We start from the raw sequence: 25233 nt of genomic DNA, 5'->3' as shown, positions 1-25233 counted from the left end.
ACCCAGCTTGTGTTTCACACGAAGACACACTGATTCAAGAAATGGCCACCGCCCCCGGGTTGGCGGCCGTCTAAATTGAATCTGTGCTGGCCGATGGCCACCGGGATGAGGTCATGCTGGCGATTCGTCGGGTCACTGCCGCATTCGGTGGTGTCCAGGCCGTTGCCGAGCGTGCGAAGCTCAATACCCAATCTCTGTACCGCACCCTGTCCACCGCTGGCAATCCGGAGCTGAAAAGCCTTCGAGCCCTGCTGGCGGCCATGGGTTTGCGTGTGGCCGTCACACCGCTCTGATACATCCTCTTTAACCCTCGGAGGGCACCTATTGCCCTCACGGGGCTGGTGCCATCCTTTTACCCAAAGGAATTCACCATGAACCACTCCAACGCCCTCCAGGCTTTGAAACTGCGCATCGAGGCCCTGGCCTTGCTGCAGAAAGCCGAAGCCCTCGATGGCTTGAAGCCCTACGCCGTCACTCACCAGCACCGCTTCGGTGCATCGACCTACTTCATCTGGGCATCCCATGCACCGAGCACTGAGGAGGCCTGTGCCGTTCTGGACGGCCCGTTTGAGCCGAAGCTGGAAGAGTCGCTCGACATCATGGGCTACTTCACCTTGGACGAACTCACTGGGGTGTCGATCGGCTCCCGTCTGGACAACCTGGTCGAGTTCGATGCCTCCTCTGGCTGGAAACCTGGCGAGTGGGGAACGCTCAACGGGCTTTCCTACATCGTGTGGTGGCGCTACGGCGACCCCGCCAAGGCCGAGGACACGTTTGTCCCCGTCGTGCGCACCTATGCGAGCGAGGACGAACGCCGGCAGGCGTACTCCCCCTTCGTCTTGCCAAGTCACCAGGCTGTCTGGCTGGCAACACCATCTGATGCCCTGCAGAAAAAGCAGATTCAGCTGGCGCAAGCTGGCTACCTGGTGGGGCCACGTGACCCGGCCGTCAGGCCTGGACATGCTGGCGCATTCATGGTCAAAGATCAGCAGGATTCGGATGGCTATTGCATCGTCGGCGACGACATTGATGCTCTGGTCACCGAGGCCCACGATCACCTGACCTGATCGCCATCCACAACATCATCATCCACCCGATGGGAACCACCATCGGGGAGGGCCCATCTACATTTTCAGGAGAGAAAAAATGACTTCCCAAACCAAGGCCCTCGCAGCCCAATACTCCATTGACCTTGATGATGTCGCGGAGTGGGTTGGCCTGCACTACGGGCGCGGCTTCTACACCGAGTCCGCTCCCAAAAAGCGGGAGTGGATCCTGCGCTACGCAGAGATGCACGGTCTCAAGAGCTGCACCGATAAGGTCGCCGAGGCCGGCGAACTGCTGATCCGCGCTCTGGCGGCACTGGGCACCCTCCCCGAGGGCACCAAGGCCGAGCACGAGCAGCTCATCAAGCACGCTTCGCTGGCGCTGCACCATGCGGCCCTGAGCAGCCCCCAGGTTGCCCAGAGCTTGCGAACCCATCCGCCTGAAGGCATTGACCTTCACACGGTGAATCAGGCCTGAGCCTGATCAACCCCGAGCCCCCGCGCCAGCAATGGCCGGGGGTTTTCTTTTTGGGGCGCCAGCACCCTTCCAAGGCGCTTGAACTCGAAATTCGCTCGTTATCGATTAAAAGAACCACCCTGTTGACGGATCATGGATGATGCTCGTGATGTAAGTTGAACCGATTTATGAGTACCTAATTGAACGAAATGCGCGAAGGGCTGATCTAATAACTTTAGGCAAGGGCACTTAAACACAAAAAATTGCTTACCTCATCAAAACGTCTTACGCTAAGGAATCAAGCAGTCTTCCAGGATCTGAAATGCTTCGCCAAGGGCTCAAGATGTGCATCGGTAATGCCTGTGTGCCCTTCTGTATATATGATGTTTTGAAAATCAACATCAAACAGTCTAGGATCATCATCAAGCACAATCCAATTTTTGATTTGGTAGGTGTTGACAATATGCATGATCTCCCGCCCACGCGCAGCGAGTCCATCGAATTCAGGAGTGACACCTATAACTCTTGTCGAAATTTCAATTGAAAAATAGCGTTTTAGATATTCAATTTCGGCATTGCGTCAAGTCGATGAAATTACTATATCTATGCCAGGATGAATAGTCAGTAAGTCTTCGAATTTTGGCAAAAGGGCAAAGGTCCCACTTGTCCCAGAATGAAGAACCCCATCAAAATCCAGAAAAACAACACCCAACGCAGGCAATCGCTCTAATGGCCTAGCGTTAATTCCTAACTTAGAAGTTTTTGTACTAGAAATAGGCTGCTTACCCTCCGGTCCATTGAGGCGAGACAAGAGTTGTCGGACAAAAACAATAGGCATTTTCACACCAATTTTCCACTGAGTTAAAACAAATTTGCAGATACGCATACCCAGTAGATGCGCCGATGCGAATAGAAATTCATTCTCTATCAAAGAGATGCGAATGACCAGGCAGTCTTGTCGGATCACAAGAAAGCTTTGTATATTCATCCACGTCATCAAGTTGACCGAACGTCCGTACCCCGCCGTCAGGAATGGAAACTCCAGAATCAGCCGAAATTGATTGAGTGCTTGAACTCACATCCCTTCCACGGAAAACCCTAAATGCAAGAGATACAAACCCAATAAGCACCATACAAGTCAGAGCACCGAAAAATATCAAATCACCCATAAACAAAGTCCACCAATCGATTGAATAAAAAGTACCCTACCCCTAATTGTAGAACATTACCTCCTATTGAGGTAATGCTGCCTGACAATAGTTCCAAAATTCAAGTCGATTTTCTTGATTCGTTCTAACACAATCTGCCGCGCAAGAATCTGAAGATCATCGCCAGAATCTGGCAGTGAAGAATGAACAAAATCGACAATCACAGCAACCGATCTGGCTTTGACCAGTTGAGGTCGCCATCCGTCACCTAAGCGACCAGCCTTGGCAACTCTCTCTGCCGCCTCAAATGGCATCACATCCTGTCCTGACGCCCATTTCTTGAGCCTGCCATAGGCAATTTCGGAATCAGAAGGGGATGACTCACGAAAAATGAATTTATGCAATTCAACAAGCGACTTAGCGGAGGCTGACTTCTGGACCATCGATAGCCAGTTGCCAATTGCATGCCGCTTGGGATCTGCAATTTCAAACAACTCTGAAACGAGATTCGCGCCAGACAGTGAGGTGAATATTGGAAAATAACACAGACAACAAACCATCACCAAGGCTTTCAAAAGACGCTCAGCAAAAATGAATTCGGATTGACGTATACCAGCCCCGTTTTCCGTCCACCACTGCGCGACATCATCCACGATGTTATGGCCGCAACATTTGCACCGAATTTCAGTGCGATGCATCCCAATTGCGAAGGATGCAGGAAGTGCCTCAATTGCCTGGAATATATTTAAAAGGTTGACAAGCAATGGGCCATCAGGAGCGGTGCCGCCAAGGCCTCTGAGAAGGTCAACGTCCAATCTGGACACACTCCCAATCGACTTTAGAGTTATCTCGCTGGCTTTATGCTTGCCTCTTACATGATTTTCAAAGTTCTTGAACTGACCACCCAAGGCATCTCTCAAATAGGCCTGATGACTTACGGCATCAGTCACGAGTCTGACCATGAACTCGGGATGTGGTGGACTGAAAAGACCCGGGGTCAGATCCAGAAACTTGCCATAGGTGCCAAGCTCTCGCTGAACAGCAACCGGCTCAAAGGGAGATATGAACGAGCCTGACTGTTGCACGGCGGAGGATGTCGTTTTCGAATGATGCTGGCGCGCTAAGTTTTCCATGTTGCGGTACCAAAGGGGTCACCTGGCCGGGGAGGATATCGCCTGTCCCCCGGGACGATTTCAAATCAACTTCATAGGAAATGACATGACAAATTTCGAACTGAACGCATCCCGTGGCCCCGTGCCGAATGGGCCCAGCCAAGTTCCTGGGCACCCCTCGGGTGGTGGCCGTGGCAATCACCCACCTGCAGGTAAGGGGCGTTGAAGCAGTGACGGGGCATCAATGTTTGGTGCCTCATTCCCAAACGCGCAAAGCACCAGGACGCTCGCGATGACCGCCTTCCAGTTTCCCATCCACTCTCTCCCTTTATATGGGGGAAGTCTAAGCGCTCAGGCCTGGGTCGAGTCAGGGGCACCAATGGGACTCGTGCTCGGTCAAAGGGTACGACTTTTGGAAAACCCGTACCCCGGTGGTTTTCACGGCCTTGAGCACGACAAGAGCGGATCCACCACCACACAATCACCTCAGATGACATATCAAATAACGAACCCAACTTCCTCGGCTCCCGTGCACGCCAAGTTGCTGGCCATCGTGGCCGTCGCGCAAACCAACCGGGTGCTCTGTCAGCAGCCAGGATGCCAGCACAGTGTTTACGCTGCCATTCACGTGGTGGACGAAGGAGGCCAATTGCTGGCGCTGGGATCGAGCTGCTTTGCGAAGCGATACGGATCTGCAAAGGCTCTTGGCCAGCCGCTGCATGCTGGCGCCTCAGGGTCTGGGCGCCGACTGACAGACGAAGAGCGCCAGCTGCTGATCGACAACACAGCAGAGCTGATCGAGCGCTTCAAGGTCCAGGCAGCGCAGGCAAGGGCCGAAGCCGTCGCCAAGCTGCGGGCGCTGCGCGCTCATGCAGCTGGCCAGCACCGGGGCCAGCCCAAAATGGGTTTCCTTGAGCGCATGGAGAAGCTTTCCCAGACCAGAGAGCAGCCCAGCAAGCCCCAAGAAAGGCCCCTGGCCGCTCCCAATCGACCTTGGCCATGGCAGCACACCAGAAACTTCTCCGTGGCGGTTTTACGCTCGCCTGAGGGCCAACACTGGGTGCGCGTCCAGGCCCAGGACGGAAGCCAAAAGCTGGCGCCATGGCCGGTCTTCGAGGGGTGGGAGAAGGCCCTCCCTCCTGAGTGCGGCATGCCCGACCTTGAGCTACAGGCCTACTCGACATCAAACATCGTTCTTGCCATCACCACACTGCGGTCAAAGGGGTTTTCAGAACCTATTGTGGGCACCTGGCCCCACGTGCGCCCACGATAAAACCCACCACCGCCAATCGCCTTTCTCGTCCTGAATCCATGCCCTCTCCTCTCAGCTCGTCCACCAACGAGCATCTCGGCGACGTTCTCCCGCCCTCATCGCCGTGGGCGGTGGTCCTCTTGCGTCCCCCAGGCTTTTTCGAGAGGCCCGAGCACTTCTCCTTGATCCAAGCGGCCCGAGCCTTCTGGCACTTGCGGGTCAGGACTTGGGCCGTGTACGCGGCGATTTCGACCTGATTCTTGAGGCCGACAAAGATGTACTTGCCGACATTGAAAATGCCCTGGCTGCGCTTGGGCAGCTCGGCATCCTCCTTGGGCACCATGCTCGCGATCAGCATCCTGCAGCCGAAGGCGTTTGCGACCAATCCAGCCAGCGCCGCTTCCCACTTGGAGGGCTTGTTGCGCGCCATCGTTCGGCTGGCCGTCTGGGCCTCGCCAATGTCTGCCTGCGTGATCGCCTCTGCAGTCAACCCGTGCTTGCTCATGAGCGCGTGGGCCTGACGCATGGCTGTGGCGGCCTCATTGGGGTTGTCAGAGGTGGCCAGGGCCAAGCACTTTTTGATCTTGGCCAGAATTTTCGGGTCGAGTTCAGAGCTGCTCAAGGGTGGACTTTCAAGCGGTGGGGGGCGAAGGTATGTCTACGGCGATCGGCCATCACTGCGAACGGTTGGCCGGGGAACCAGCTGGCGCCTGGCCCTGGTCGTTTGCGGCGCCAGCCGTGGCCATTGAACCGAGGATCTGTGCGGTGTGAGCGCGCATCTGGGCCAAGAAGACCCGGAAGTCAGCCTCGTCAGGAAACCGGGTCTTGAACAAGGCGACAAACTCGTCGCGGCTCATCCCGGTAGCAGCCCCGGACATCGAGGCGACCATGAGGTCAGCCATGTCCTCGTACACACAACTCATTGCACCTTCTCCTCTGAAAACAGCCCCTGCGCCAGCATCTGCGCCTGTCCCTGCAAGGCATTCACGTGAGCGCTGCTGAGGCCCCCCAGAGGCTGCGCGCCATCAACCAAGGCCTTGGCCACCAGATGAGCCCAAAGCAGCCCCGCACGCTCCTGCGGCAACCCGCATTCAGCGGCGAACTCCGCCTGGCGCCCGGACATGTACTGAATCGCGGTCACCGCAGACCACCTTTGGCCGAGATCCGCTTTCAATGCTGCCAGGGCTGCAACCAAATCCGCTCCGCCCGAGGCCGAAGGATCCTCTGCCAGGGCGGCCAGCACCACGCGAGCACAGAGGCGGGCCTTGGGCAATTCCAAAGGGGCTGCAGCCCTCTGCTGGTCGATCTTGTGCTGTAGGGCTGCACTCACCATCTCTTTTCTCCCATTACAAGCCGTGCGAGGGTCAAACTGGCGCCATGGTCAGCAAGCCCACGTCCACCTGAATTCCGAAATGCTCACGCATGAGGTGACAGAAGAGCACCCATTCAGCGTGGTTGGGTGGCTCATGGGTGCAGTGCAAGCATTGGGATGCGCCCTGCAGCTGCTCCGTCACCGTCCGATGCACGTCGAGGCCGAACCGCTTTGAAAAGCGCCCCACGGTGCTTCCATCGGCGCTGTGGACCCACACTGTTTGTCCGTCCTGGCTCACCTGAACTTGATCAGGAAGCTGATCCATGGTGGGCCTCCTTTGACTCATCAAGGCTCTCCAATCCAATCCCCAATGCCTGGGAGTCAATCACCATGGCAGCGGAAGCCTCAATGTCGTTCTGGGTTATGACGCCGTACACCAGGCCCAGTCGAGCGATCACCGGCAGGCGCCCTGCCTTGCTCACGACGCCCACGGCGCCAGCACAGGTCATGCGTTCCGAATCCAATGTCTTGTGACACACGAAGGTCTGCGTGTCATCCGCCAGAAGTCCTGTGACGATCTGCTGGAGTCGGCCCTCGCGCAACTCGACGCCGGCACCGTCACGTCGAAAGGGGCAGTTAGAACAAGGGCGCTTGGTGATGGGCATTCAGAATTCCTGATTAACACTTCAACCAAGAACGGAGGCTAAACAAAAAATTGAAGGCATCATTTCATTCATTAATCGGATTTTTGCGTCAGAGCAGCATCAATAGCATCGCCAAACTTCTTGGTTTCCGATGTTAACACATGGTCTTGAGAACGATAATAATACATCAACAGACTCAAATACTCATCATCTCTAAAAAACTCATACGGAGAAATCACATACCTCTGCAAAGACAACGAAAGCAGCCACAAATGACTGCAGCGACTGATGTCACGATATGCATGCAGAACCGTACACAGCATCATCGTCTTAAACCGATCGGTAAATTTCTCACTCATCAATACATGCTTCAAAACCCGCCCTATAGCCTCTGAAGCTTCGAAGCAAATGTAAATACAAGGACCAACATCGCCATCCCTTGAAACCACATCTCCAGGCTCAACCAAATTCTCGGCCTCTCTAATCCAATCACAGGTTGTTGAGGTGATCTCATAGAGCAGATATGCCAGGGGTGTTGGAAACTCTTCAACTTCATCCCCCGGCCTAACTGCACGAGCGCGATCAACAAGGCGCCCAGCAAAAAGCGGCATGTAATGAAGCCACAAATGGTCATTCGAGCGCTGATGCAGGCCTTCAAAAACCATTATCCTGAAAAAATAAACACCAATATAGACCGGATCGTGCTTCTTGCTGGTTTCAACAAAAGTCAGCAATCTTCCATTGAGCCTTCTTACGAAAGAATCATCTTCATCGATTCGCCTAAATACAGCCTCACCTATAGACTTGTATACCCCGAACTTACCTGCAACGGCAACATCAGCACAATAAAACCGAATGAGCCTATTCTCCTCTGGCAACCTCAGCCGACGACCTTGACCTCCGGCAAAGTTATCGTTACCCATCACCTCGCTGTACAAAATACTCGAATCATTGGCAAGAAGTTCTTCAAAAAAGTTATCTTGGAATCCATCAAAAACCTGAATAGCCCGCTCCATGATTCGCAAACAGAGGTAGGGTTGCGAAATAGCCAAGCGGGCTGTGAGCTTTCTTGAAGATAACAGTCGATGCGCAACAATTCTTGCCCGACGCTTGGCCCGTTCTGATGGACCAATCACATCTGCAAGCCAGTCACGTATTGAGAACAACTGCCGGGAATACCATCTCACTGGGTCATTTCTACCCAAGGTGACCCGCCCATCATCTTCAAACGTGATGTGGAAATCACCACGAGAAGACCGAATTGCAGCGGCCAACCGGGAACGAACACCATCAGAAGACGCCAGATCCAGCACCGATTCCAAGTAGCGCTGAAGCAACTCAGAAAGCTCATCGAATTTCCCTGCGTGCAAGAGCGAAGTCGTCAACTCGTCAAAAACACCAATATTCCACTTTGTTATTTTCGAGCCGCTATTTCTGCCATAAACAAACAGCGCCAAAACAAGGCAGAGCAAATACAAGGTTGTATTTTTATCCAAAGGCCACCAGGCAGGCGTTATAGGAAAACCCGCAAAATACAAAAGAAGCGACTCAAAAACTACAAGATGGATCACCACCAGCATGGCAGCAATGAAAATCCGCTCAAACCACCGAAGACTCAACCTAAAGCCGAGCTTGGAATTAACAGGAATGACGGCCCAAACCGCAGCCAACAGCCCAAGCATTGTCAAGAGAGAACTGGTATCTACGGAGACTGGTGAATTCATAGGAATCGAAAATGTGAAGGACTGGCTATAGTCTGTAGCAACAAATTCTAGGAATGGTATTTCAGCGATGTCCACTCCGGACTTCATTCGCGAGCCGACATGCTTTATCAGCTTTCGCCTCCGCCTCCTTGTCCCCAGTCGAAATCTTCATTTGCTCCAGGCAAGACAAGGATGCATCTTCACGAACATTTCCAGGCTCCATGAAGGAAACCCAGCCATAGGTAAATCCAAGCACCAAAACAATCAGATATAAAACATACCTCATGAACCAGCCCGCCCACCTTTAGAACCAACTCAACAAACAGAAACAAATCTCAGAAGGAACTTTCACACTCATTAATCAACACGGAATCGTGCATGCCTGAATTCTTCACTCTCCAATATCTTTTGACCCAATGCGATTGAAAAAAGGTGTACAAGTCTGTATTTACTTGCATCAGAGAGAACTGATCCCCCCTTCCATTCAGCCCAGGTCGGCAGCATCCCACACAAGAGCGGATCTGCGCTAAATCGAGAGTAGAAAGAATCTAGTGCTTCCTCATGATTGGGAGTAAACACTAGATCCTCATAATCAAGAAGCCCCGCCATCAGCATGACCCCGATGACACTTTGACCGAGGAAGCCCGCGCTCGCCTCAAGAAGCGGACGACCGAGAGCCCTGCTTTTATCTCCCGAGTCAGCAAGCAGCGCGTTGAAATATCCAATTGTTATTCCAAGAATTCCGGCAATCTCGGATCTTGACAGCCCTCTTTGCCGTCCAGTCTCTTCGATGGCACCAGCCAATTGCCGAATAGATCCACGGCCATCCCCAATCGATCGAATATCTGCTTGAGACTTCGGTGATTTATTACCAATGTCATTCATATGTTGCTATGTCCCTGTTCCAAAAACGACCCATCCTAATCATTCTGATCGATCATGCACAACAAACCACCGCTCCACCCCCTCACTGGCTTGCGGCGCGTCGGGCAGATCTCTGGCGTTCACGAGTCGGGCCCCCGGCCCAAACTCCTTCAGCGTGAGCGCCTCTCGGAACTCCCGCGCAGCTGCTGCGTGAACCGACGTTTCGTACGAGCTGCTCATGGAGCACCCCTCTGGGATACTGAGTCCACCAAAGCTCGGCATGGGGGTGCCCACCGTGGCCACATCAAAGCACCAATTCAGCCTAGGAGCGCCATCACCACGGATTCGAATGACCAGGGTCTCCATGGGGTCCAGGCCCTCAATCTGACGGATCCCGAGCAGCTGATCAACATCGAGCCGACCATCTGCCCCCAGCAGCGCTGGAGATGTCAGGATCTTCGCGGAGCCCTCCAGTGACTGCACCCCCAGTTCATACCAATCAGCCAGCAAGGCGCTCACAGGGGGATCCACCACCTTCACCGCATGATCCAGCTTTGCTGGCTTCACAAAGTTTCCGAACTCGGTCGAGAACGCGTCGATCGGGCACTGCAGGATGCGCCAGTCGTTGCGAGCGTCCGGGGCCTGATTCCAGCGCTTTTGGAACTGACGTTCGTTCGAAAACCACCAGCGCATCGACTCGACCACCTGCATTGAGCCCTTCAAATCCGGCGCCAGCGCTGCCAGAAATCGATACGGCCTGCGGGTACCGACACAGAGGTAGCTCATCTCACCGCTTCTGGGATGGAAGACCAGGCCAACCGGGAACGCCAGGACGGGAAACCGCAACCTGGCTCCTGGGTTGTTGGCGGCGTCCATGACCGTCTTGAAGCGCCCCATGAGAACGTCGAACGTCTGCTTGCTCATCGGCCCTGTGAAGGATTTGATCGCTTCATGGAACTGGTCCAAACGGCCCAGCAGCTGTGACTTGCGCTCAAAGGTATCGAATGGGGACGACTTCAGCCATTCAGCAGCCCCAGGCCATTCGTGCAGCGTGGTCTCGGCCGCAGACTTCACGGTCATGGTGGCCCAACGCCGCGATTCTTCGACATACCCGGCTTTGCCGCGCGCCAGCGTGACGCGGTGCACCCACGTGTGTTCCAGCAGGCGGTCATCACGCTCTTCGTCTTTGGGGGCCATGTAGACCACGAGCTTGGCCGTGCCCGACAGCACCAAGCGCAAGGGCGCGTAGCCATGGGTACGCACGAAGGCCTCCACCTCCGCAGTTCGGGAGTCCTGCTCCATGGAGAGGTCGAACATCTGGTTCAACAGCCTTTTCCACTCGGCACCTGAGGCGCCAGCAGGAGACGGTAAGGCCTTGCCCCGGTGCGCTGAGTGCCGCCTCTACCTCGCTTAGCTTTTGCTGGGCTGCAAGCAGGCTGGACTTCAGTTCTGTCATCGAAGCCTCTTGGTCCTTGATAACGCCTTGCTGGCGCTCCACCGTTTCTTCGAGGCGATCAGCGAGCGACTGCAGTTCTTCAGATTCTTTTCTGGCCTGTTCTGCCTGCTTGGTCATGCTCTCCCGCTCTAGATTCAGTCGTGCGTCCGCACTGGCGCAGGCCCGGATCCATAAATCGTTCAGCACATTCGTGACGACCTGGTGAAGATCTTCCGGCGGCGGTGCTGTCTGAAGCTTCTTCGCTGCCTGGAGTTCGTTCCACTCGCGAAGCAATGGCGTCAACGTCGTGTAGCTACCTCCGGTTTCCATTCTGATCTTCTCGACGGTTGGCTTCTCGCCACGTTTGGCCATTTCATCAGCCGCTGCAAAAACGCTGTCTCGCTTGGACATGGTGTGTGCCCCATCTGTAATGGATGTAGTAATGGCCTGTAATGTAGTGTATTACTGCCAAAAATTACAGTGGACTTGACCTATTGACGAAGTTTTCCATTCCTGTGGATAACAAAAAGTCGGCATCGACTGTTTTCTGAAAGACTGTTAAATCTATGGATACAGAGGCGTCATCTTTGACAGGTGTTAGGAGGCCTGCGCACGAGTTATCCACCGCTCCCGCACTCGCCCGCAATTGATCGAGTCGAGGAACTTCTCTGTCAGTTGGGCCACAGCGCGTCGGCCGTCTTTGAGGACCACCAGCAGCCCGCCTTCAATGGCGTACCTTGTGGTGCCATCTGCATTGGTAAAAGATCGGCCTTCCAAAATTTGCGCCTTTTCTCTCAAGAACTCGCTGGTTTGAGAACTTTCCAGCTCTGCCGACTTTTCCTTCAAGACCTGACCAAAATCCCGATCTTTGGACAGAAGAGCTTTGATGTAGGCATACAGCTCTCGTCCATGGAGGGCCAACAGGTACTGCTTTGTTGCCTCGATCACAGTAGACAGGCGCTTGCCGGCTTTGGAGGCAAGGCCCATGAGTTGAAGGACGGCCGATGGGCGCAATGCATGCCCCCTACAGAGCCATACCAGGTCGGCTGGGATGGTCATGCCTTCATGTCGGACGAAACGGCCTTGTGAGGGGGTTCCTGCTGTCGGTATTCCCTCTAGGCTGCTCGATGTTCGGGCCGAGCTGGAGGCGCTAGCATTGTTCGCTTGATGCTGCCCAGGCGAAAACCGCAGGCCTTCCGGATGCAACTCCACCGCCTCAAGGAAAAGGTCGGTAGGCGTAAGGGGCGAACGACTGCCACGCTGGCCAGGGTTGGCAATTTGCTGGCGTTCAAAGAAACCCTTGTCTTCAAGCCACTTGATGGCTCTTTGGACTGTCTCTACGGATTTTCCGGATTCTTCCGCAATGGTGGTTCGATTCGCAAAAATCGACTTGCGTGGCGAAGAAAGGTCAATCTTCTTGATGATGCTGATGACGATCCGAATAAATCCGTCCGGGAGGTCTTTGAACGAATCTGAGTCATGCAGGCGAAACACGGCGCGCGTGATGGGTGCTGGGAAATATTTAGGCGTGAGCGTACTCATCGCAGTCTCCGAAAAAGACACGAAAGCCTTGACGAAAACCACTCGAAAACCTAATATTCGCTCGTTGATCTGCGATTTTCCGGTTGGCGCCGGTTAGGTCGTTTTGAGTGGATTCCTCAAGAATCCGGAAGAGCCCTCAGGTTTGGCGACCTGAGGGCTTTTTTGTTTTCTTACTGCTAGCTCATGGCTAACCTTTCATGCAGCATGGCCGCTTGATCAATACGGTTCTGATGTACAGATCTCTTGAGTCTCTCGCCCGCATCGGGACATTGCATTTCTCTAGCAGCACCGGGCGCAGATCTCTGGAGGGCGGGGATCGCTGGCATCAAGCGAATGACTGCTGCGAATGCCGTGCATTCTTTTGAGGCAGCGTCATCCGCACTTGCCTGCCACCCTTGTTTACGCGTGTAAACACGATCAGCCACTAGTGCATGAGCGCTCGCGTTTACACGTGTAAACACCCCTGATGGATCGGGTGTGAATAAACCTAAGCCCAGGTTTTCGCATGTTTCTTGTTTACACGCGTAAACCCCCAGGCGCAGGAATCTCTGAGTGCCCGCGTTTACTCGTGTAAACAGTGCATCCCTCACGTTGATTTCAGGGTCCCTGAGCGATGGTGCGCCTGTGATTCGGGTGCTAGTGCGACCCGGCTGAGTAACGATTGGTTTGTGTGATGTGTTTACTCGTGTAAACGCCGTGGCCTTGGCGAATCTGGTCAGCCCCGAATTGCGCATTCGATCGGTGATTGGTGGATTCGTGGTTGGCGACTGATGTGCGCATGGCGTCGCCGCATTGGCTAATCCTGAGGCAGTGTGTTTACGCGTGTAAACGGTGGTGCTGCCTGGTGTGTGTGGGGTGCTGTTTACTCGTGTAAACACGGCGCCAGTGCTGGGTTCTACGGCTGGGTGTTTACACGAGTAAACACCATCATCCAATTTGGAGTGAGTGGTGTTGGCTTGCGTCGATGATGGCGCAGTTGATCTCGCGGCTGGTTTGGTGGTGTGTTTACTCGTGTAAACACTATGCGGGTAGTGCATGGCGAGTTGGGTGTTTACGCGTGTAAACACGTTGCCGGGGTTGGTGGCTGTGACTGTGTGTTTACTCGTGTAAACACCGGGTGGGCTCGGGAGAGTTGGCTGGGTGTTTACGTGTGTAAACAGTGGGGCAGAGACGATGTGTGCGGGGTGCTGTTTACTCGTGTAAACAGTACAGAGGTCGGGGGGTGCGGCGTCCGAGCTGTTTTGCCCTTTGGGTGTAGAAAAATTAAAGTCGCCGTGATTGGGTTGATTGTGGGGAATGTGAGGGGCGGCGAAAGTTTTGGTGGGATTGAAGGAATTGGCGTCAGAAAGCACGCTGTGGAGATCGTTGATGAAAATTGGCGGCTGGCCGGAAAGTTGGCGAAAGTGGGCCTCAAATGTGCCAGTGCCCCTGTCGCTTTCGCGAATCAGGGGCACTGTTGCAGTCTGACGTGACGTGAAGGTCACGGGTTGTTCTCCTCGTTGGCCTGGGGTTCTTTGCCCTGCTTGTCGTCGGCGATTTCTGCAGCTGGTGGCGCGTCGATTGCGACGGTGCTCAAAAGCTTTTCAAGTTCGGATGCGAAAAGGTCACGCTTTTCGGGGGCCACTTGCATTGAAACCTCAAATGTGTCGCCACGTTGTTTGTAAACGCCGTTGGCATACCGGAGGTACTTTTGAGTAGGCGGCTGCGTGCTCTTTGTAGGATGAAGCACAGCCTGAGTCTGGTTGAGCAGCCACTTCAGAGGCAGATCCTCTGCTGCGAATTTGATCGCTACGGCCAGTGCTTTTCGAACGCCAGCCTTTTCGTAGATGCGACTGATCTCGTAGGTGGCCTTGTATGAAAACTTCCTCGGATTCTCCGTGATGATTGAATGAACTTCATCGGGAAGCTTGTGGAAGGCCAGGAACATGGTCAGTGCTGTCTTCGAAATGCCCACGCGCTCGGCCACGCTTGTCTGAGACTCACCCTCGGCAAGGAGCTTGGCGTAAAACATCCCTCTGTCATAGTCACTGGCCGCCTCACGACCCTCGTTGGACTCGTATCCGAACCACCCAGCCTGAAGCGGTGTCATGTCCAGGTAGACCTGTGCACGAAGGCGCGGAAGCGCTTGGTGAAGTTGGCAGGACTGCACGCGCGTCCAGCCGTCCGCGATCATGAATCGACCAGCGTCAACAGGGTGCGGGATGACATGGATGGGATCATGTTGCCCCTGAGTCCGAAGTTCCTCGGCTCTTGTGAGCAACATTTCCGATGTGTAGATCTCTCGCGGTGCGAATGGATTCGCATCAATGAGCGACACATCAATCAGCTGTTCATAGAACTTGTGCGGGCCAACGCTGCGAAGATTCGCATCATTGTTTGAATGATTCTCAGTTGCATTGACTGGGCTGAGAAACGGCGCGTGCGCACGTTGTGCGGGCAATGCCGGATCGGACTTGATCGGATTCGGTTGAGGTGCGTCAGCCGACTCCGAAGTAGGAGGGGTCGCAAGTGGCGCAATGGCACCCTTGGAGATAAGTCCAGAAAGTTTGATAGGTTGACGAGCAGCCATAGTGATCCTTAGGCCATCCGAATGCCAAAGCTGGTGATGAGGCTCTTCGAAACTTCGAACATTGCGCTCGATCCAGAAGAGGAGGGTTCCAGCTCGACAAGAGGAGCCGGGAGTTTGTTGGTTGGGTTGATCTGCCTGGCAAAACCAGAGTATTGCGGGATGATCGTGTCGTTGAGCATCGACCCATACTTGGCGTACAGGAAACTCATTGAGTCTCGGACGTGCTTAAGAGACGGGTGATATTTGTTGATGACAACCTCCATGCCAACAATGGCATGGGTCAGCGCTTTGATCTCTTCAAGGTTGCTCGCCAACGAGTCCAGCGCACGCAAGCAGCTACCTTCTGGTTCGACTACGGTCAGCACCTTTCCGGCCTGGCGAGCTGCGTATGTGAATGCCAAGCCAATGGGTGTTGTGCCAGGTGCTGTATCAACAACGATGGCGTCGTAGCGTTGACCAAGAAACGAGGAATTGCGAGAGAAAAATAGCTCCGCACGGGAATGCGAACTCATCGCAGTTACCAACGATGCATCGGCTTCAGCCAGCGTGATGTCGGCAGGAATTAGGTCAAGGAAGCCGCCTTCATAGATCTGCTTGATAGCAGAAGGAAGGTTCTCGTCCGGGGTGTTTGTACTCAGCTTCAGGAAGTCACCAATGTGGGTGAGATTGCTGTCGTAAGCGGATGTCTCGATCCCGAGCAAATTACTAGCCGAGGCCTGCGGATCTGCGTCGATCACCAGGATGCGATAGCCCATCATCGCCAGACTTGCTGCGACATTGACTGCAACGCTGGTTTTGCCAACGCCACCCTTTGTCATGCGGGTCACGATGACCGGCGGCAATTTGGCCGTGTCTGTGATCGAAATTTGATCACGGTCAGGAACAGGCAAGTCCTGGGAGCGGAACCACACTGCGCGCATGTCACTGGGGGTGTAGCGCATGTGATGTTGTCCAGCTGGCTTGTCACGTCCCACCAGTTCCAGCAACTTCTTTGGGGTCAGGTTCAGACCGCAAAGTTGGGTTGCGACTGAGGTTTTGAATTCGATAGGACGTGTCATGCTGAGGGCCGAGACTGTGGATGGCAGCGAAGATACAGCACGGATAGAACTTTGACAAGTTTTTTTGAAAAAAGCAGATAAAAAGTATCCGCAGCAAAGAAGACTTCAGAAGATTGCGGCCGGATGTGCCGATCACGACTTGCGAAGCGCTGTCCTCGCGGTGAGTTCGGTCAGCACCAGCTAGCAAATTGTAAAAATTGTGAAACCCAAGAATTGGGCGAGAAACTTCGTTCTAGTGAGGCATTCGCAGAAAAGTGCTCCCTACTGGTTGACACTGTAATTAAATACAGTTAACTGGGGGTTGGGTTCTCCGGTGTCGTGCGTCGGGTCGTCTCTGAGCACCCAGGACCGCGACGGCATCGGTATACACAGAGCGTGATTGCAATCCTGGCAATGCTGATGTGAAAGACGATGCATGAAGATCAAAGCAGATGGCAGCAGAATTGCAATCAATTCAGTAATTGAATTGTGCAAATAATTCACAAATGCGAAATTTGAGGTGGGCAACAATTCGATTGAGGCCAAGAAACTGATTTGCCTATAATGGAGCGAGCCCCAGTCAGGAATTGCAATGGAAGACTATCGAAGCCTCAAAGAACAATACGATGCCTTGCGCGAAAAAGTTGCGGCTGCACGGCATGCTTTGCTCGCCACCGTAATTGCGGAAATGCAAACAAAAATTGAGGAATTCGATATTTCGCCTGAAGAACTGTTTCCCAATCTGAAGATGGCTCGCAAGGGCACAGGCGAGACATCGCCTCGCCGGCCTCCGCGCAAAGATCGCGTCATGAAGTATCGAAATCCTGCAACCGGTGAGGAGTGGTCTGGTGGGCCAGGACGCAAGCCCAAGTGGGTGTTGGCGATCGAGGGCAGGGGTGAGAGCATTGAGACCTACCGGATCAAGCAAGCGCCATAAGTCACTTTCAAGCATCAAGGCCCTAAGGGGCCTTTCTTGTTTGTGGACCCCATTGTTTGGAAATTTCTGCGAAATGCGACGTAAACACGAACTTTTACGGCAAATTTGCTGAAAGTCAGTTGCTATTCTCACTGCATCAAACGTGTTGTGAGGAGAGCAAAAAGTGTGGCTGTACGACGGAAGGCCGGAGGAAATGGAATTGGTTGTCAGGGACGCCAATTCAGACGAAGGGGGCTACGTTGTGCTGCTCCAACTGGCAAGTGGCGCGATTCGAATCCTTGGCACCAGATACCCGGTCAAGTACATCGGCAGTTGGAGGACAAGCACGCAACGGCACGATGGATCGGGTCTGACGAGGGTGCTGATCTCCAAGCCTCACCCTCGCTACGAAAAGATCAAGCGCTTGCTGGCCAACAGCATGGTGCCAGCATCTGAGAACGAGCCAGCTTGCGAAGTGACTGTTGAGTCCATCATGAGCAAGGCTGCGCATTTGTTCTCCATCGCGCCAGCTAGTAATTCCAATTTGGCCGCCGCATCAACCCAGATCAGCAAATAGGTATGGCCAAGGATCTGTTCGACTTCGACAACCCTTGGCGGCCCATCTATGAAGGGCGCCAAGCGGCCTCTTGGCTCATGGGTACTGTGGGATGCGTGGCCACGGCAACGTGGCTGCCCCCGCCGACGAGCTTCGGCATGATCACGGCCTCGGCCTGCGGCCTGGTCGGTATGTGGCGGACCTACACAGCCTGGGAAAGGGCGTCAGACAAGTGGCGTACAGGCTTGGCTGAAAAGGAGTTCACGACCATCCCCGAGATGCAGAAGATCACAGAGACCTTCAAGAAGAAGGGAGAGATGTGGCTTGGCAAGGGCTTTCATTGGACCGACATCGAAGCCAACAAGATGCACAACCTGATGGGGGCCGGCGTGGCGAAAGTCCTCGGAAAGGATGGGCTGCATGCCAATGGGAGCTTTTGGCTTCATGGCTTGGCCAAAGAGGAACACATAGGCGCCGCGTTGGAACTGCTCGAAGGTCACACCCTGATCGTTGGGTCTACCGGCGTGGGCAAAACACGACTCTTTGACTTGTTGATCGCTCAATGCATCCTGCGGGGAGAAGCCGTGTTCATCATCGATCCCAAAGGGGATCATGGCCTGGCCAACAACGCCCGTAGGGTATGCGAAGCCATGGGCCAACCAGAGCGATTCGTCTACTTCAATCCAGCCCACCCAACGAAGTCGGCCTGCATTGACCCCCTGCGCAACTTCAACCGCAAGACCGAACTCGCATCCCGTGTCTCTGCCTTGATCCCGTCTGAGACGGGGACCGATGCATTCGTGGCCTTCGGCTGGAAGGTTCTGCAAGACATCTGCGGCGGCTTGCTCGCCACAGGCGAGCGTCCCAACCTGGTTGCACTGAGGAGGTACATCGAGGGTGGTCCTGATGATCTGCTTGTGAAGGCCTTGCGTGTTCACTTCCGCAACCACGTGGACAACTGGGAGTCCAAGGTAGCTCCACACATCAAGGCCCAAGGCAACAAAGACCCACAGGCTGTGGTCAAGGGCTACATCCAGTTCTACAAGCAGGTCGTGATCCACGAAACCCCCAACGTAGACCTTTCAGGCCTGATTTCAACGTTCGAGCACAACCGTGACCACTTCTCGAAGATGGTGGCCTCACTCATTCCGATCTTGTCGATGCTCACGACAGAGCCGTTGGACCAGCTCCTGTCACCAGACTTCGAGGCTTCCGAAGGGAAGGTGGTGATGGATACCGCTCGAATTGTGCGCAACGACATGGTTTGCTACATGGGCCTGGACTCACTGGCAGACGCGACAGTGGGTAGTGCCATTGGCTCAGTGATGCTTGCGGACATGACCGCGGTCGCTGGCGACCGGTACAACTACGGCCTTGACGAGAAGAAGGTGATCAACGTCTTCGTTGACGAGGCTGCAGAGGTCATCAACGGGCCGACGATCCAGTTGCTCAACAAAGGCCGTGGAGCTGGCTTCAAGTTGTATGTGGCGACCCAGACGTTCGCTGACTTCGCCGCTCGTTTAGGCGACGAAAACAAGGCACGCCAGGTGCTTGCCAACACGAACAACAAGTTCATTTTGCGGGTTCTCGATGCTGAGACCCAACAGTACCTGGCCGAGGGGATCCCGAAGATCAAGGCGCAGTCGATGTCCGTTCGATACGGCCACAGTCTGACCACCACCATCAGTGAAGAGTACGGAGCGGCCTACCAGGAGCAGTCAACGGCGGAAGAGGCTGACCTGATTCCTCCAGGGGTTCTCAGCGAGCTGCCCCCACTGCATTACTACGCGCGCATGTCTGGGGGCGAACCTTCAAGGCGCGCATTCCAATCCTGCAGTGAGCAAGCATGGCAAGCAAATCTTCATCAGACGGCAATAAGCATTCGTTCGCTTCGCTATTGCTCGTCATCGTCCTCTTTGGATCTCTGGCGGTGATGGCCTTCGTTCCCGTCAAGACCTTTGATGAACTGCGCTCAAAGGAGCAAAGGCAAATCGTTGCATGGCTTGGAGAGGACACTGATCAGTGGATCATGGAGCGCATTCTTGATGCACTGACGGTCGTCAATCATGAGGCTGGAGACGCGATGGAACAGGCCGCACAAAGCGGCAACAAGAAGATTGACACCTGGGTCGTTGAACGGGTCCATGCCGCCGCGATATGGACGCACATCTTTCTCTACCGCGTAGGAATGATCGGGATGTGGCTCGTCTTCGCGTTGCCATGCCTGCTGGCTGCGTTCATTGACGGCTACTACCAACGTGAGATTGCCAAGGCCTCCTTTACCTCTCAAAGCCCGCGCTTGCACAAGGCCGGGGTAGACCTGGCCAAGCTCGTGGCGATATGTCTGGTGGTGTGGCTGTTTGCTCCGATTTTCGTATCGACCATCGTGGCCCCTGTAGCGATCGCGGTGCTTTCCTTTTCGTGGTGGGTCTGGATGGCGAATCTTCAAAAGCGCATCTGATGGAGTTACAGCAATGAAATCCCCAATCGACATCGCTATGCGCAACTTCCGTGCACAGCCAATTCTCTGTGCATCTACGAAGCAGGTGAGGGGCCTTGAATTGCTGGCGCGACATCGGCTTGATTTCAGTGATCCAAACGTCATGCTTGCGGCCGACATTCACGCCATGGAGATGGCATCCCTACTGGCCAAGCACTACAAGGGAGAGATGCGGATCCATTGCAACGCTGAAATCCCCTCACTCCAATCTGCCGAATGGATGGAGGCAATGCTGGCCAACATCCAGCCGGGGGTGGTGGTGGAGCTGGTGGAGCGCAACGAGAACCTGGATGGCAAGTTTGTCATGGAGCGCTTCTCGATCTCGATGATGGTCCTGAAACGTGTGGGGGCCCGAATCGCCCTGGACGACTGGACAGGAACAGAGATTGAATGCCGAATGCTGAAAGATCTGACGCCTGAGATAGTCAAGGTGAATGAGCCAGAGGCCTTGCGTTTGCTGGCATCCCATGGCATCCACCCAAGAACAGCGCTGGTCGTGGAGCAGATCGAAACACGCGAAGCCGCATCTATGGCCCAAGCGTTTGGGGCGACAGAGCTGCAAGGCTATTGGTGCGACCTGCTGGTCGAGCACGACTTGCCAGCTGCCTTTACTCCTCCGGGCGTCATGGCTCGCGATTCGATGGCATTCATGCCGCATGCCATGGTCGCGTAGCCGACCTGGACCAGGAAGCGCTTCCGGATAGCGCCTGCACTGAGGTAGAGACCGAGATTCAAGGAAATCCTTGAACTCTTCTCTTTACGCGTGTCTTTCGGACCATTCTGAAGCGCTTGCATCCGTAGGATCGATGACCATGTGGAAGGTTCTCGCATCCCTGATTTTCATCATCGGCACAAGTGCGTACGCGTCCTGTTTTGAAGACGCGGCGCAGCGATACAGCCTGCCCGTTGATGTGTTGAAGGCCATCTCCCAGGTTGAGTCCGATGGCAATCCACGGGCCATCAGCAAACCAAACAAGGATGGGAGTTACGACATTGGTCACATGCAGATCAACAGTTCGTGGCTACCGCGATTGGCCAAGTACGGGATTGATGAAAGCAAGCTTTTAGACCCTTGCATCAATACGCATGTCGGGGCGTGGTTGCTTGCGGAAAACGTGTACCGCATGGGCATGACTTGGAACGCAGTAGGAGCCTACAACGCACGCTCTGAGTCAAAGCGACTGCTCTACGCACGCAAGGTCGCAAGTGTGCTCGGCAAGATTCAAAACTGAAATTTCACCCTGGAGAGGTAATGCGTTCAAAACACAATTTGAGCAAAATCGCTGCGGCGGTCGCACTCATGACGGGATTGGCCCCAATGTCATACGCTACGCTCGTTTCCGGGGTCTGCGATGTGAATGGAATCTCCGTTTGCGGTGGGGGCGGTGCACCAACCATCACGCCTAAGGGCGTCTTGACGATCCGAGGTTTCGCTTTTGACTTGGCGACAAACGATCGACCGGTTGACCCTGCGAGTGGCTATGTGACGGTGCGCAACGAAGACACCCTGGTGTCGTACAAGCTTGCGATCCAGCGTATTGAGGCCAGGCCTGATGTATTGGCCGACAAGCTTGGGGCCAACTTCACTGCCGACCAATACCCTGTACTCAATGCGGGCTTCATCGCTCAGGTCTTTGCCGCATCCTTGCCTCCTGGGCAGTATTCGATTCAAGAAGCGAAGGTGAGCATGAAGGTGGGGGGTATGACATCCCTGCCGATGACCACTGCTGACAGTCGAGGCAGCTTCATGCTGTCGGATGCGAGCAGCCCGTTCACCCTTGTCAAGGGCGATGGCTCCTCTGTGGCTCTGAAGATGACCCGCGCCAGCGGGGGCAACATCACTGCCACGGGCTACCCTGCGCTGCGCAACGGAGGCTACACGATTCAAGCCTCACTGCCAGGCGTCGGTGGTGATGTGGTGAAGTCAGTCGCCTTCAACTACAAGCGGCCTGAACTGGCATTGCCGGTATCGCTGCCGATGGTCGATGGGTTTCCCGGGATGACGGTCAAGCTGGCGCCGACCAATCCACTGACAAACCGTTCGCTGGATCTGGCCTCATTGCCTGTGGTCGTTGACTCCGCAGACGTAGCGGGAATGAAGCTCAACGGTTCCGACATCACGACTGGTGCCTCCATCACGCTCACCCGGCAGGCAAACCTGGCGGGCGTCTATCCTGCGTTGATCAACGATACGGGCACGGATGACCTAGCCCAGCCTGTGAAGCTCTGGGTGAATTTGCCTGATGCGCCGAACCTGACGCTCAATGCGCAGCGCTGGGATCCGGGCGCGAAAATACAGGTGGCGCCATCGAAAAGTACCGCTGCGATCAAGGTCGAGGACCTGGACATCAACGCCAAACTCGACACGACCGCAAAGGACCTGTGCGGAGTCTTGACCATGATCCGAGAGGGCTTCATGCTCTCGCAAACTGCGGGCATCAATTGCGCGATCCGTTACGGGACACTGCCAGATGGCATGAAGTACAACCCGTACGCCACAAACGCTCTGCGCGGCTCCATTCCTGTCGTCGGCGATAACGTACTGTCATACACCCCCGGGGTGGTCTACACCGACCCAGCGACACGGCAGACTTCGTTTTATCCGTCGCGCAAAGGGGACTCGTCACTCACTCTCGCAGGAACAGAGCCAACTCCCATCGCACTGACCTTCAAGAACGACAAACTCCTCGACACGTTCTATCAGAAGAACCAAAGCCAATACCCCGGCAAGATGTTCGCAACGGTGGATCTGACCCAGGCCAGGTCCTTGGGGGTCATGAACGTTAAGGGCGGCTACAGGGAGATCATGACTCGCGTGACCTACCCTGGCGACAACACCAAAGACACCTTCGGTTCGACGGCAGAAAACAACGTTCCCCTGATCATGCAGGCGGATGTGCCTTGGAAGTCGTACGCCGTCAAGGTTGAAGCGTGGTACCAGCGTGCCCCAGAGTTCAAGACCGAACAGACCATGGAGTTTGTTGGCGTCCCGTCTGGTCCGTTGGTCGATTTAGAAAAGTCATTTTCTTCACACGACAAGGCGGAGACGCTGATCCACGGCGTTGTCGGCGTGTCGAAAGGCCAGTCCATTGTGTTTGACCCGGCCTCCATGGGCAAATGGCAGGTACGCATCATCGAAGACAAGACTGGCAACGTCTTGTCTGACTATGTGCCTGTGGCAGACGACGGCACATTCACGGCCAACATGGGTACGCTCACTGCCGGCACTCGCTACATCGTCGCTGAAGCACGAATGGTTGATTCATCTGGGCTGATTTCCAATAGCTCGGTTGCTTCCAAATCGCGGGCATTGGTCACCGCAGCTGGCACGATGATCGAGGCCTCGTTGAGCAGCAGAGCTGCCAGCGGCAAGGCCCCCTTCGTTCAAACGATCAACGTGAACCTGAAAAACTCGAAGTTGATTTCGAGTGTCAAGGCCGTGAACTGGGAGTACCTGAAGGACGACGGCACGTGGGCGCGAGTGATGCACGATGACGCTGCAGAACAAACAGGCATCAACTACACAGCCAAAATTGATCAGGCTGGCAGTGTGACCTACCGGGCCGTGCTGACCAATAAGTATTCGGGCGCCGTCTTCACGACCGATCCATTGATGCTGACGGCGTTTGACGTTCCATCATTCCGGGTGAATGCACCCGGTGTCGTTCAGGTTGGTCACCCCGTGTCGCTGAGTGTCGAGGCGGATCCGGGTTTCAATGCGGTCTACACGTGGCGACTGATCACCTCTGGTGGCTACCAGGATGTGAGCGGAGCTGATACCGCTACATTCACTTTCACACCGACAGAGATCAAGAACTACGCCATTGAGGTGAGCGGGAGATCTGCAACGGCGCCAGAAAATCCGGCCGCCAATGTGACGAAGACCCTCGGCGTGAAGGCGGTCAATCCTCTTGCTGCCCGTGCATCCCTGAAGGGGCCGACCTACCTGGAATCAGGCAAGGCCTACACGTTCACGGCGCAGATCAACGATGTTGTGCCGACGACGGCAGGCAAGGCGTACAAGGTGCTTGGGTACTGGAGCCTTCCTGATGGCACTCGGGTAGATGGCACGGACTTGATTTACACGCCCCGGCCTGAAGACAAGCTGTTGAGCTTCTACACCTACGTGGAAGGGTACCCGGACGAAACGACGGTGGCGACGCTGCCTTTCAAGACCTGGACCTACACCTGGCCAAGCAACTGGAAGATCTCTCTGTCTGCCCAACAGACGGATGTGCCTGCCACGATCAAGTACCTGGTGGAGACGCCCGGGTTTGATATCAAGACCCTCAATGGTGAGCCACTCACCTACACCTGGTCCCTCCCATCGGGTGTCCAGCGCGGAAGTGGCAATGATGTGGCCGGTACCTTCCTGGTTTCCGCCCAAGGCAGCTATCAGCTGGCGCTGCAGGTGTCCGATCAGCGCGGAAACGTGGTGAACGTGAATTCAGACGAGTTCACGATTCTGCCCCCCGCAACGGTGGTGACCGACGCGACGATGATCTCGAAGTATGGGACCAGCTATTACGCCCCAGGCACCTACTATGTCAGTCTGAAAATCTCGCAACTGCCTCGCGGTGACTCGTTCTTGAGAAATGATGTGCTAATCAACGGGACCAAGGTGGGTGAATTCACAGGGTCCGGTAACTACGTGTCATTTGCAGACCCTGGGAATTACGATGTCTTGTTGCGCACAATCACCAAGGCGGGGAATTACGGTGAAAAACTGCTCAATGTGACTGTTCAGGATGCCCCTATGCCCCAGTGCGAAATGAAGACATCTTCCACCACGAGCGGCCTGCTGTTGTCGCCGTCGTGCACGGTTGCTGCTGGGTACATCAAGTCCCTGACCTGGAGCTACACGCTTGACGGAACCGACCAGAAGGTCACGGCAAAGACATTCCTCGTCAGCAAGGCGTGGATAACAGGTAATCGGATTTCAAATCTGCGGCTTGCGATTGAGACGGACCTGGGTGCCAAAACAGAGGAGTTGGTTCCAATTCAGTAAGAGACCGATGCCCCTGCGAGCGGGGCATGTCGGGATAACTTTTGGCGAAAGACTTCGAAATACGAGGTTTTTCGCCTGATTTTTTTGTGGCTCGCTCGTTACCATTTCATACATCAATTCAAGGACTTGTGT

At 54.8% G+C, this 25233-nt stretch carries 25 protein-coding genes; 11 read left to right on the top strand and 14 right to left on the bottom strand.

The genetic code is table 11. The features are described 5' to 3' along the window. Positions 1–83 precede the first annotated feature (83 nt). The 3 genes from F624_RS32750 (at position 84) to F624_RS0123010 (ending at position 1524) form a co-directional block, all read left to right on the top strand. Entirely contained in the window at positions 84–293 is a 210-nt protein-coding gene (locus F624_RS32750) for a hypothetical protein (protein WP_019576726.1), read from the top strand. Between the two features lie 78 nt (positions 294–371). Continuing rightward, entirely contained in the window at positions 372–1067 is a 696-nt protein-coding gene (locus F624_RS0123015) for a hypothetical protein (RefSeq protein WP_019576725.1), read from the top strand. Between the two features lie 79 nt (positions 1068–1146). Then, entirely contained in the window at positions 1147–1524 is a 378-nt protein-coding gene (locus F624_RS0123010) for a hypothetical protein (protein WP_019576724.1), read from the top strand. Between the two features lie 277 nt (positions 1525–1801). On the opposite strand, the gene F624_RS35395 is transcribed toward F624_RS0123010, so the two are convergent. The 3 genes from F624_RS35395 to F624_RS35000 all read right to left on the bottom strand — a co-directional run bounded on the left by F624_RS35395 (position 1802) and on the right by F624_RS35000 (position 3784). After that, on the bottom strand, positions 1802–2071 hold the full coding sequence (locus tag F624_RS35395) for an HAD domain-containing protein (protein WP_169426682.1): 270 nt from the start codon (positions 2069–2071) through the stop codon (positions 1802–1804). A 12-nt stretch (positions 2072–2083) separates the two neighbouring features. Next, positions 2084–2491 (bottom strand): HAD domain-containing protein, encoded by a 408-nt coding sequence (locus tag F624_RS35005; protein WP_157443589.1) that lies wholly within the window; start codon positions 2489–2491, stop codon positions 2084–2086. A gap of 237 nt (positions 2492–2728) precedes the next feature. Further along, positions 2729–3784, bottom strand: coding sequence for a hypothetical protein (locus tag F624_RS35000; protein ID WP_157443588.1), 1056 nt, complete (start codon positions 3782–3784; stop codon positions 2729–2731). 358 nt (positions 3785–4142) lie between these two features. Here F624_RS35000 and F624_RS0123000 point away from each other — a divergent pair, with 358 nt between their 5' ends. Beyond that, positions 4143–5036: a hypothetical protein gene (locus F624_RS0123000; RefSeq protein ID WP_157443587.1), complete on the top strand. Its 894-nt coding sequence runs from the start codon at positions 4143–4145 to the stop codon at positions 5034–5036. Here the strand turns inward: F624_RS0123000 and F624_RS0122995 are convergent. The 11 genes from F624_RS0122995 to F624_RS0122935 form a co-directional block, all read right to left on the bottom strand. After that, the gene (locus tag F624_RS0122995; protein ID WP_019576721.1) at positions 4999–5637 is read right to left on the bottom strand and encodes a DUF2786 domain-containing protein; all 639 of its coding nucleotides are present in this window, start codon (positions 5635–5637) and stop codon (positions 4999–5001) included. The two genes, F624_RS0123000 and F624_RS0122995, sit on opposite strands and share 38 nt — an antisense overlap. A gap of 52 nt (positions 5638–5689) precedes the next feature. Further along, a complete protein-coding gene (locus F624_RS0122990; RefSeq protein WP_157443586.1) occupies positions 5690–5917 on the bottom strand; it encodes a hypothetical protein in 228 nt (75 codons plus the stop codon). Positions 5918–5934: 17 nt separating this feature from the next. Next, complete coding sequence (locus F624_RS0122985) at positions 5935–6348, bottom strand: hypothetical protein (protein ID WP_019576719.1); 414 nt, start codon at positions 6346–6348, stop codon at positions 5935–5937. Positions 6349–6379: 31 nt separating this feature from the next. Then, complete coding sequence (locus F624_RS0122980) at positions 6380–6652, bottom strand: hypothetical protein (protein ID WP_019576718.1); 273 nt, start codon at positions 6650–6652, stop codon at positions 6380–6382. Beyond that, the gene (locus F624_RS0122975) at positions 6636–6992 is read right to left on the bottom strand and encodes a DUF6283 family protein (protein ID WP_051107497.1); all 357 of its coding nucleotides are present in this window, start codon (positions 6990–6992) and stop codon (positions 6636–6638) included. Before F624_RS0122975 ends, F624_RS0122980 begins: the two co-directional genes overlap by 17 nt. 71 nt (positions 6993–7063) lie before the next feature. Continuing rightward, positions 7064–8770 carry a hypothetical protein gene (locus F624_RS34995; protein WP_157443585.1) on the bottom strand — a complete coding sequence of 569 codons (1707 nt, stop codon included), beginning with the start codon at positions 8768–8770 and terminating at the stop codon, positions 7064–7066. Between the two features lie 261 nt (positions 8771–9031). Beyond that, the gene (locus tag F624_RS34990) at positions 9032–9559 is read right to left on the bottom strand and encodes a hypothetical protein (protein ID WP_157443584.1); all 528 of its coding nucleotides are present in this window, start codon (positions 9557–9559) and stop codon (positions 9032–9034) included. Positions 9560–10709: 1150 nt separating this feature from the next. Beyond that, positions 10710–11384 (bottom strand): DNA-binding protein, encoded by a 675-nt coding sequence (locus F624_RS34290; RefSeq protein ID WP_084679617.1) that lies wholly within the window; start codon positions 11382–11384, stop codon positions 10710–10712. 186 nt (positions 11385–11570) lie between these two features. Next, on the bottom strand, positions 11571–12515 hold the full coding sequence (locus F624_RS34985) for a helix-turn-helix domain-containing protein (protein ID WP_157443583.1): 945 nt from the start codon (positions 12513–12515) through the stop codon (positions 11571–11573). Between the two features lie 1480 nt (positions 12516–13995). After that, positions 13996–15084 carry a ParB/RepB/Spo0J family partition protein gene (locus F624_RS34285; protein ID WP_084679616.1) on the bottom strand — a complete coding sequence of 363 codons (1089 nt, stop codon included), beginning with the start codon at positions 15082–15084 and terminating at the stop codon, positions 13996–13998. Between the two features lie 8 nt (positions 15085–15092). Continuing rightward, positions 15093–16142 carry a ParA family protein gene (locus tag F624_RS0122935; RefSeq protein WP_043426517.1) on the bottom strand — a complete coding sequence of 350 codons (1050 nt, stop codon included), beginning with the start codon at positions 16140–16142 and terminating at the stop codon, positions 15093–15095. A 571-nt stretch (positions 16143–16713) separates the two neighbouring features. Here F624_RS0122935 and F624_RS34280 point away from each other — a divergent pair. The 7 genes from F624_RS34280 (at position 16714) to F624_RS35980 (ending at position 25101) form a co-directional block, all read left to right on the top strand. Then, positions 16714–17058, top strand: a complete 345-nt coding sequence (locus F624_RS34280; RefSeq protein WP_084679615.1) for an H-NS histone family protein — start codon at positions 16714–16716, stop codon at positions 17056–17058. Between the two features lie 163 nt (positions 17059–17221). Continuing rightward, entirely contained in the window at positions 17222–17614 is a 393-nt protein-coding gene (locus tag F624_RS0122930; protein WP_019576708.1) for a hypothetical protein, read from the top strand. A gap of 2 nt (positions 17615–17616) precedes the next feature. Beyond that, positions 17617–19527, top strand: coding sequence for a conjugative transfer system coupling protein TraD (gene traD, locus F624_RS0122925; protein ID WP_211224173.1), 1911 nt, complete (start codon positions 17617–17619; stop codon positions 19525–19527). Next, entirely contained in the window at positions 19527–20054 is a 528-nt protein-coding gene (locus tag F624_RS0122920; RefSeq protein WP_019576707.1) for an IncC plasmid conjugative DNA transfer DtrJ family protein, read from the top strand. The genes traD and F624_RS0122920 overlap by 1 nt, the downstream gene beginning before the upstream one ends. Positions 20055–20067: 13 nt before the next feature. Next, positions 20068–20766 (top strand): EAL domain-containing protein, encoded by a 699-nt coding sequence (locus tag F624_RS0122915; RefSeq protein WP_031255943.1) that lies wholly within the window; start codon positions 20068–20070, stop codon positions 20764–20766. Positions 20767–20905: 139 nt separating this feature from the next. Then, on the top strand, positions 20906–21325 hold the full coding sequence (locus tag F624_RS0122910; protein WP_043426537.1) for a lytic transglycosylase domain-containing protein: 420 nt from the start codon (positions 20906–20908) through the stop codon (positions 21323–21325). A 20-nt stretch (positions 21326–21345) separates the two neighbouring features. After that, on the top strand, positions 21346–25101 hold the full coding sequence (locus F624_RS35980; protein WP_245573714.1) for a hypothetical protein: 3756 nt from the start codon (positions 21346–21348) through the stop codon (positions 25099–25101). Positions 25102–25233 lie beyond the last annotated feature (132 nt).

This window comes from Curvibacter lanceolatus ATCC 14669, from assembly GCF_000381265.1.
GTDB lineage: Bacteria > Pseudomonadota > Gammaproteobacteria > Burkholderiales > Burkholderiaceae_C > Curvibacter > Curvibacter lanceolatus.
This window is presented reverse-complemented; position numbering and strand designations above follow the sequence as displayed.

What these genes read in the sequence shown, in the direction of transcription:
- F624_RS35980 (WP_245573714.1), top strand. Translation starts at nt 21,346, where the DNA reads ATGCGTTCAAAACACAATTTGAGCAAAATCGCTGCGGCGGTCGCACTC.
- F624_RS0123010 (WP_019576724.1), top strand. Translation starts at nt 1,147, where the DNA reads ATGACTTCCCAAACCAAGGCCCTCGCAGCCCAATACTCCATTGACCTT.
- F624_RS0122910 (WP_043426537.1), top strand. Translation starts at nt 20,906, where the DNA reads ATGTGGAAGGTTCTCGCATCCCTGATTTTCATCATCGGCACAAGTGCG.
- F624_RS34290 (WP_084679617.1), bottom strand. Translation starts at nt 11,384, where the DNA reads ATGTCCAAGCGAGACAGCGTTTTTGCAGCGGCTGATGAAATGGCCAAA.
- F624_RS0122985 (WP_019576719.1), bottom strand. Translation starts at nt 6,348, where the DNA reads ATGGTGAGTGCAGCCCTACAGCACAAGATCGACCAGCAGAGGGCTGCA.
- F624_RS0122935 (WP_043426517.1), bottom strand. Translation starts at nt 16,142, where the DNA reads ATGACACGTCCTATCGAATTCAAAACCTCAGTCGCAACCCAACTTTGC.
- F624_RS0122990 (WP_157443586.1), bottom strand. Translation starts at nt 5,917, where the DNA reads ATGGCTGACCTCATGGTCGCCTCGATGTCCGGGGCTGCTACCGGGATG.
- F624_RS35005 (WP_157443589.1), bottom strand. Translation starts at nt 2,491, where the DNA reads ATGAATATACAAAGCTTTCTTGTGATCCGACAAGACTGCCTGGTCATT.
- F624_RS34990 (WP_157443584.1), bottom strand. Translation starts at nt 9,559, where the DNA reads ATGAATGACATTGGTAATAAATCACCGAAGTCTCAAGCAGATATTCGA.
- F624_RS0122975 (WP_051107497.1), bottom strand. Translation starts at nt 6,992, where the DNA reads ATGCCCATCACCAAGCGCCCTTGTTCTAACTGCCCCTTTCGACGTGAC.
- F624_RS34985 (WP_157443583.1), bottom strand. Translation starts at nt 12,515, where the DNA reads ATGAGTACGCTCACGCCTAAATATTTCCCAGCACCCATCACGCGCGCC.
- F624_RS34285 (WP_084679616.1), bottom strand. Translation starts at nt 15,084, where the DNA reads ATGGCTGCTCGTCAACCTATCAAACTTTCTGGACTTATCTCCAAGGGT.
- traD (WP_211224173.1), top strand. Translation starts at nt 17,617, where the DNA reads ATGGCCAAGGATCTGTTCGACTTCGACAACCCTTGGCGGCCCATCTAT.
- F624_RS0122915 (WP_031255943.1), top strand. Translation starts at nt 20,068, where the DNA reads ATGAAATCCCCAATCGACATCGCTATGCGCAACTTCCGTGCACAGCCA.
- F624_RS34280 (WP_084679615.1), top strand. Translation starts at nt 16,714, where the DNA reads ATGGAAGACTATCGAAGCCTCAAAGAACAATACGATGCCTTGCGCGAA.
- F624_RS35000 (WP_157443588.1), bottom strand. Translation starts at nt 3,784, where the DNA reads ATGGAAAACTTAGCGCGCCAGCATCATTCGAAAACGACATCCTCCGCC.
- F624_RS0123015 (WP_019576725.1), top strand. Translation starts at nt 372, where the DNA reads ATGAACCACTCCAACGCCCTCCAGGCTTTGAAACTGCGCATCGAGGCC.
- F624_RS0122920 (WP_019576707.1), top strand. Translation starts at nt 19,527, where the DNA reads ATGGCCTTCGTTCCCGTCAAGACCTTTGATGAACTGCGCTCAAAGGAG.
- F624_RS0122980 (WP_019576718.1), bottom strand. Translation starts at nt 6,652, where the DNA reads ATGGATCAGCTTCCTGATCAAGTTCAGGTGAGCCAGGACGGACAAACA.
- F624_RS0123000 (WP_157443587.1), top strand. Translation starts at nt 4,143, where the DNA reads ATGGGACTCGTGCTCGGTCAAAGGGTACGACTTTTGGAAAACCCGTAC.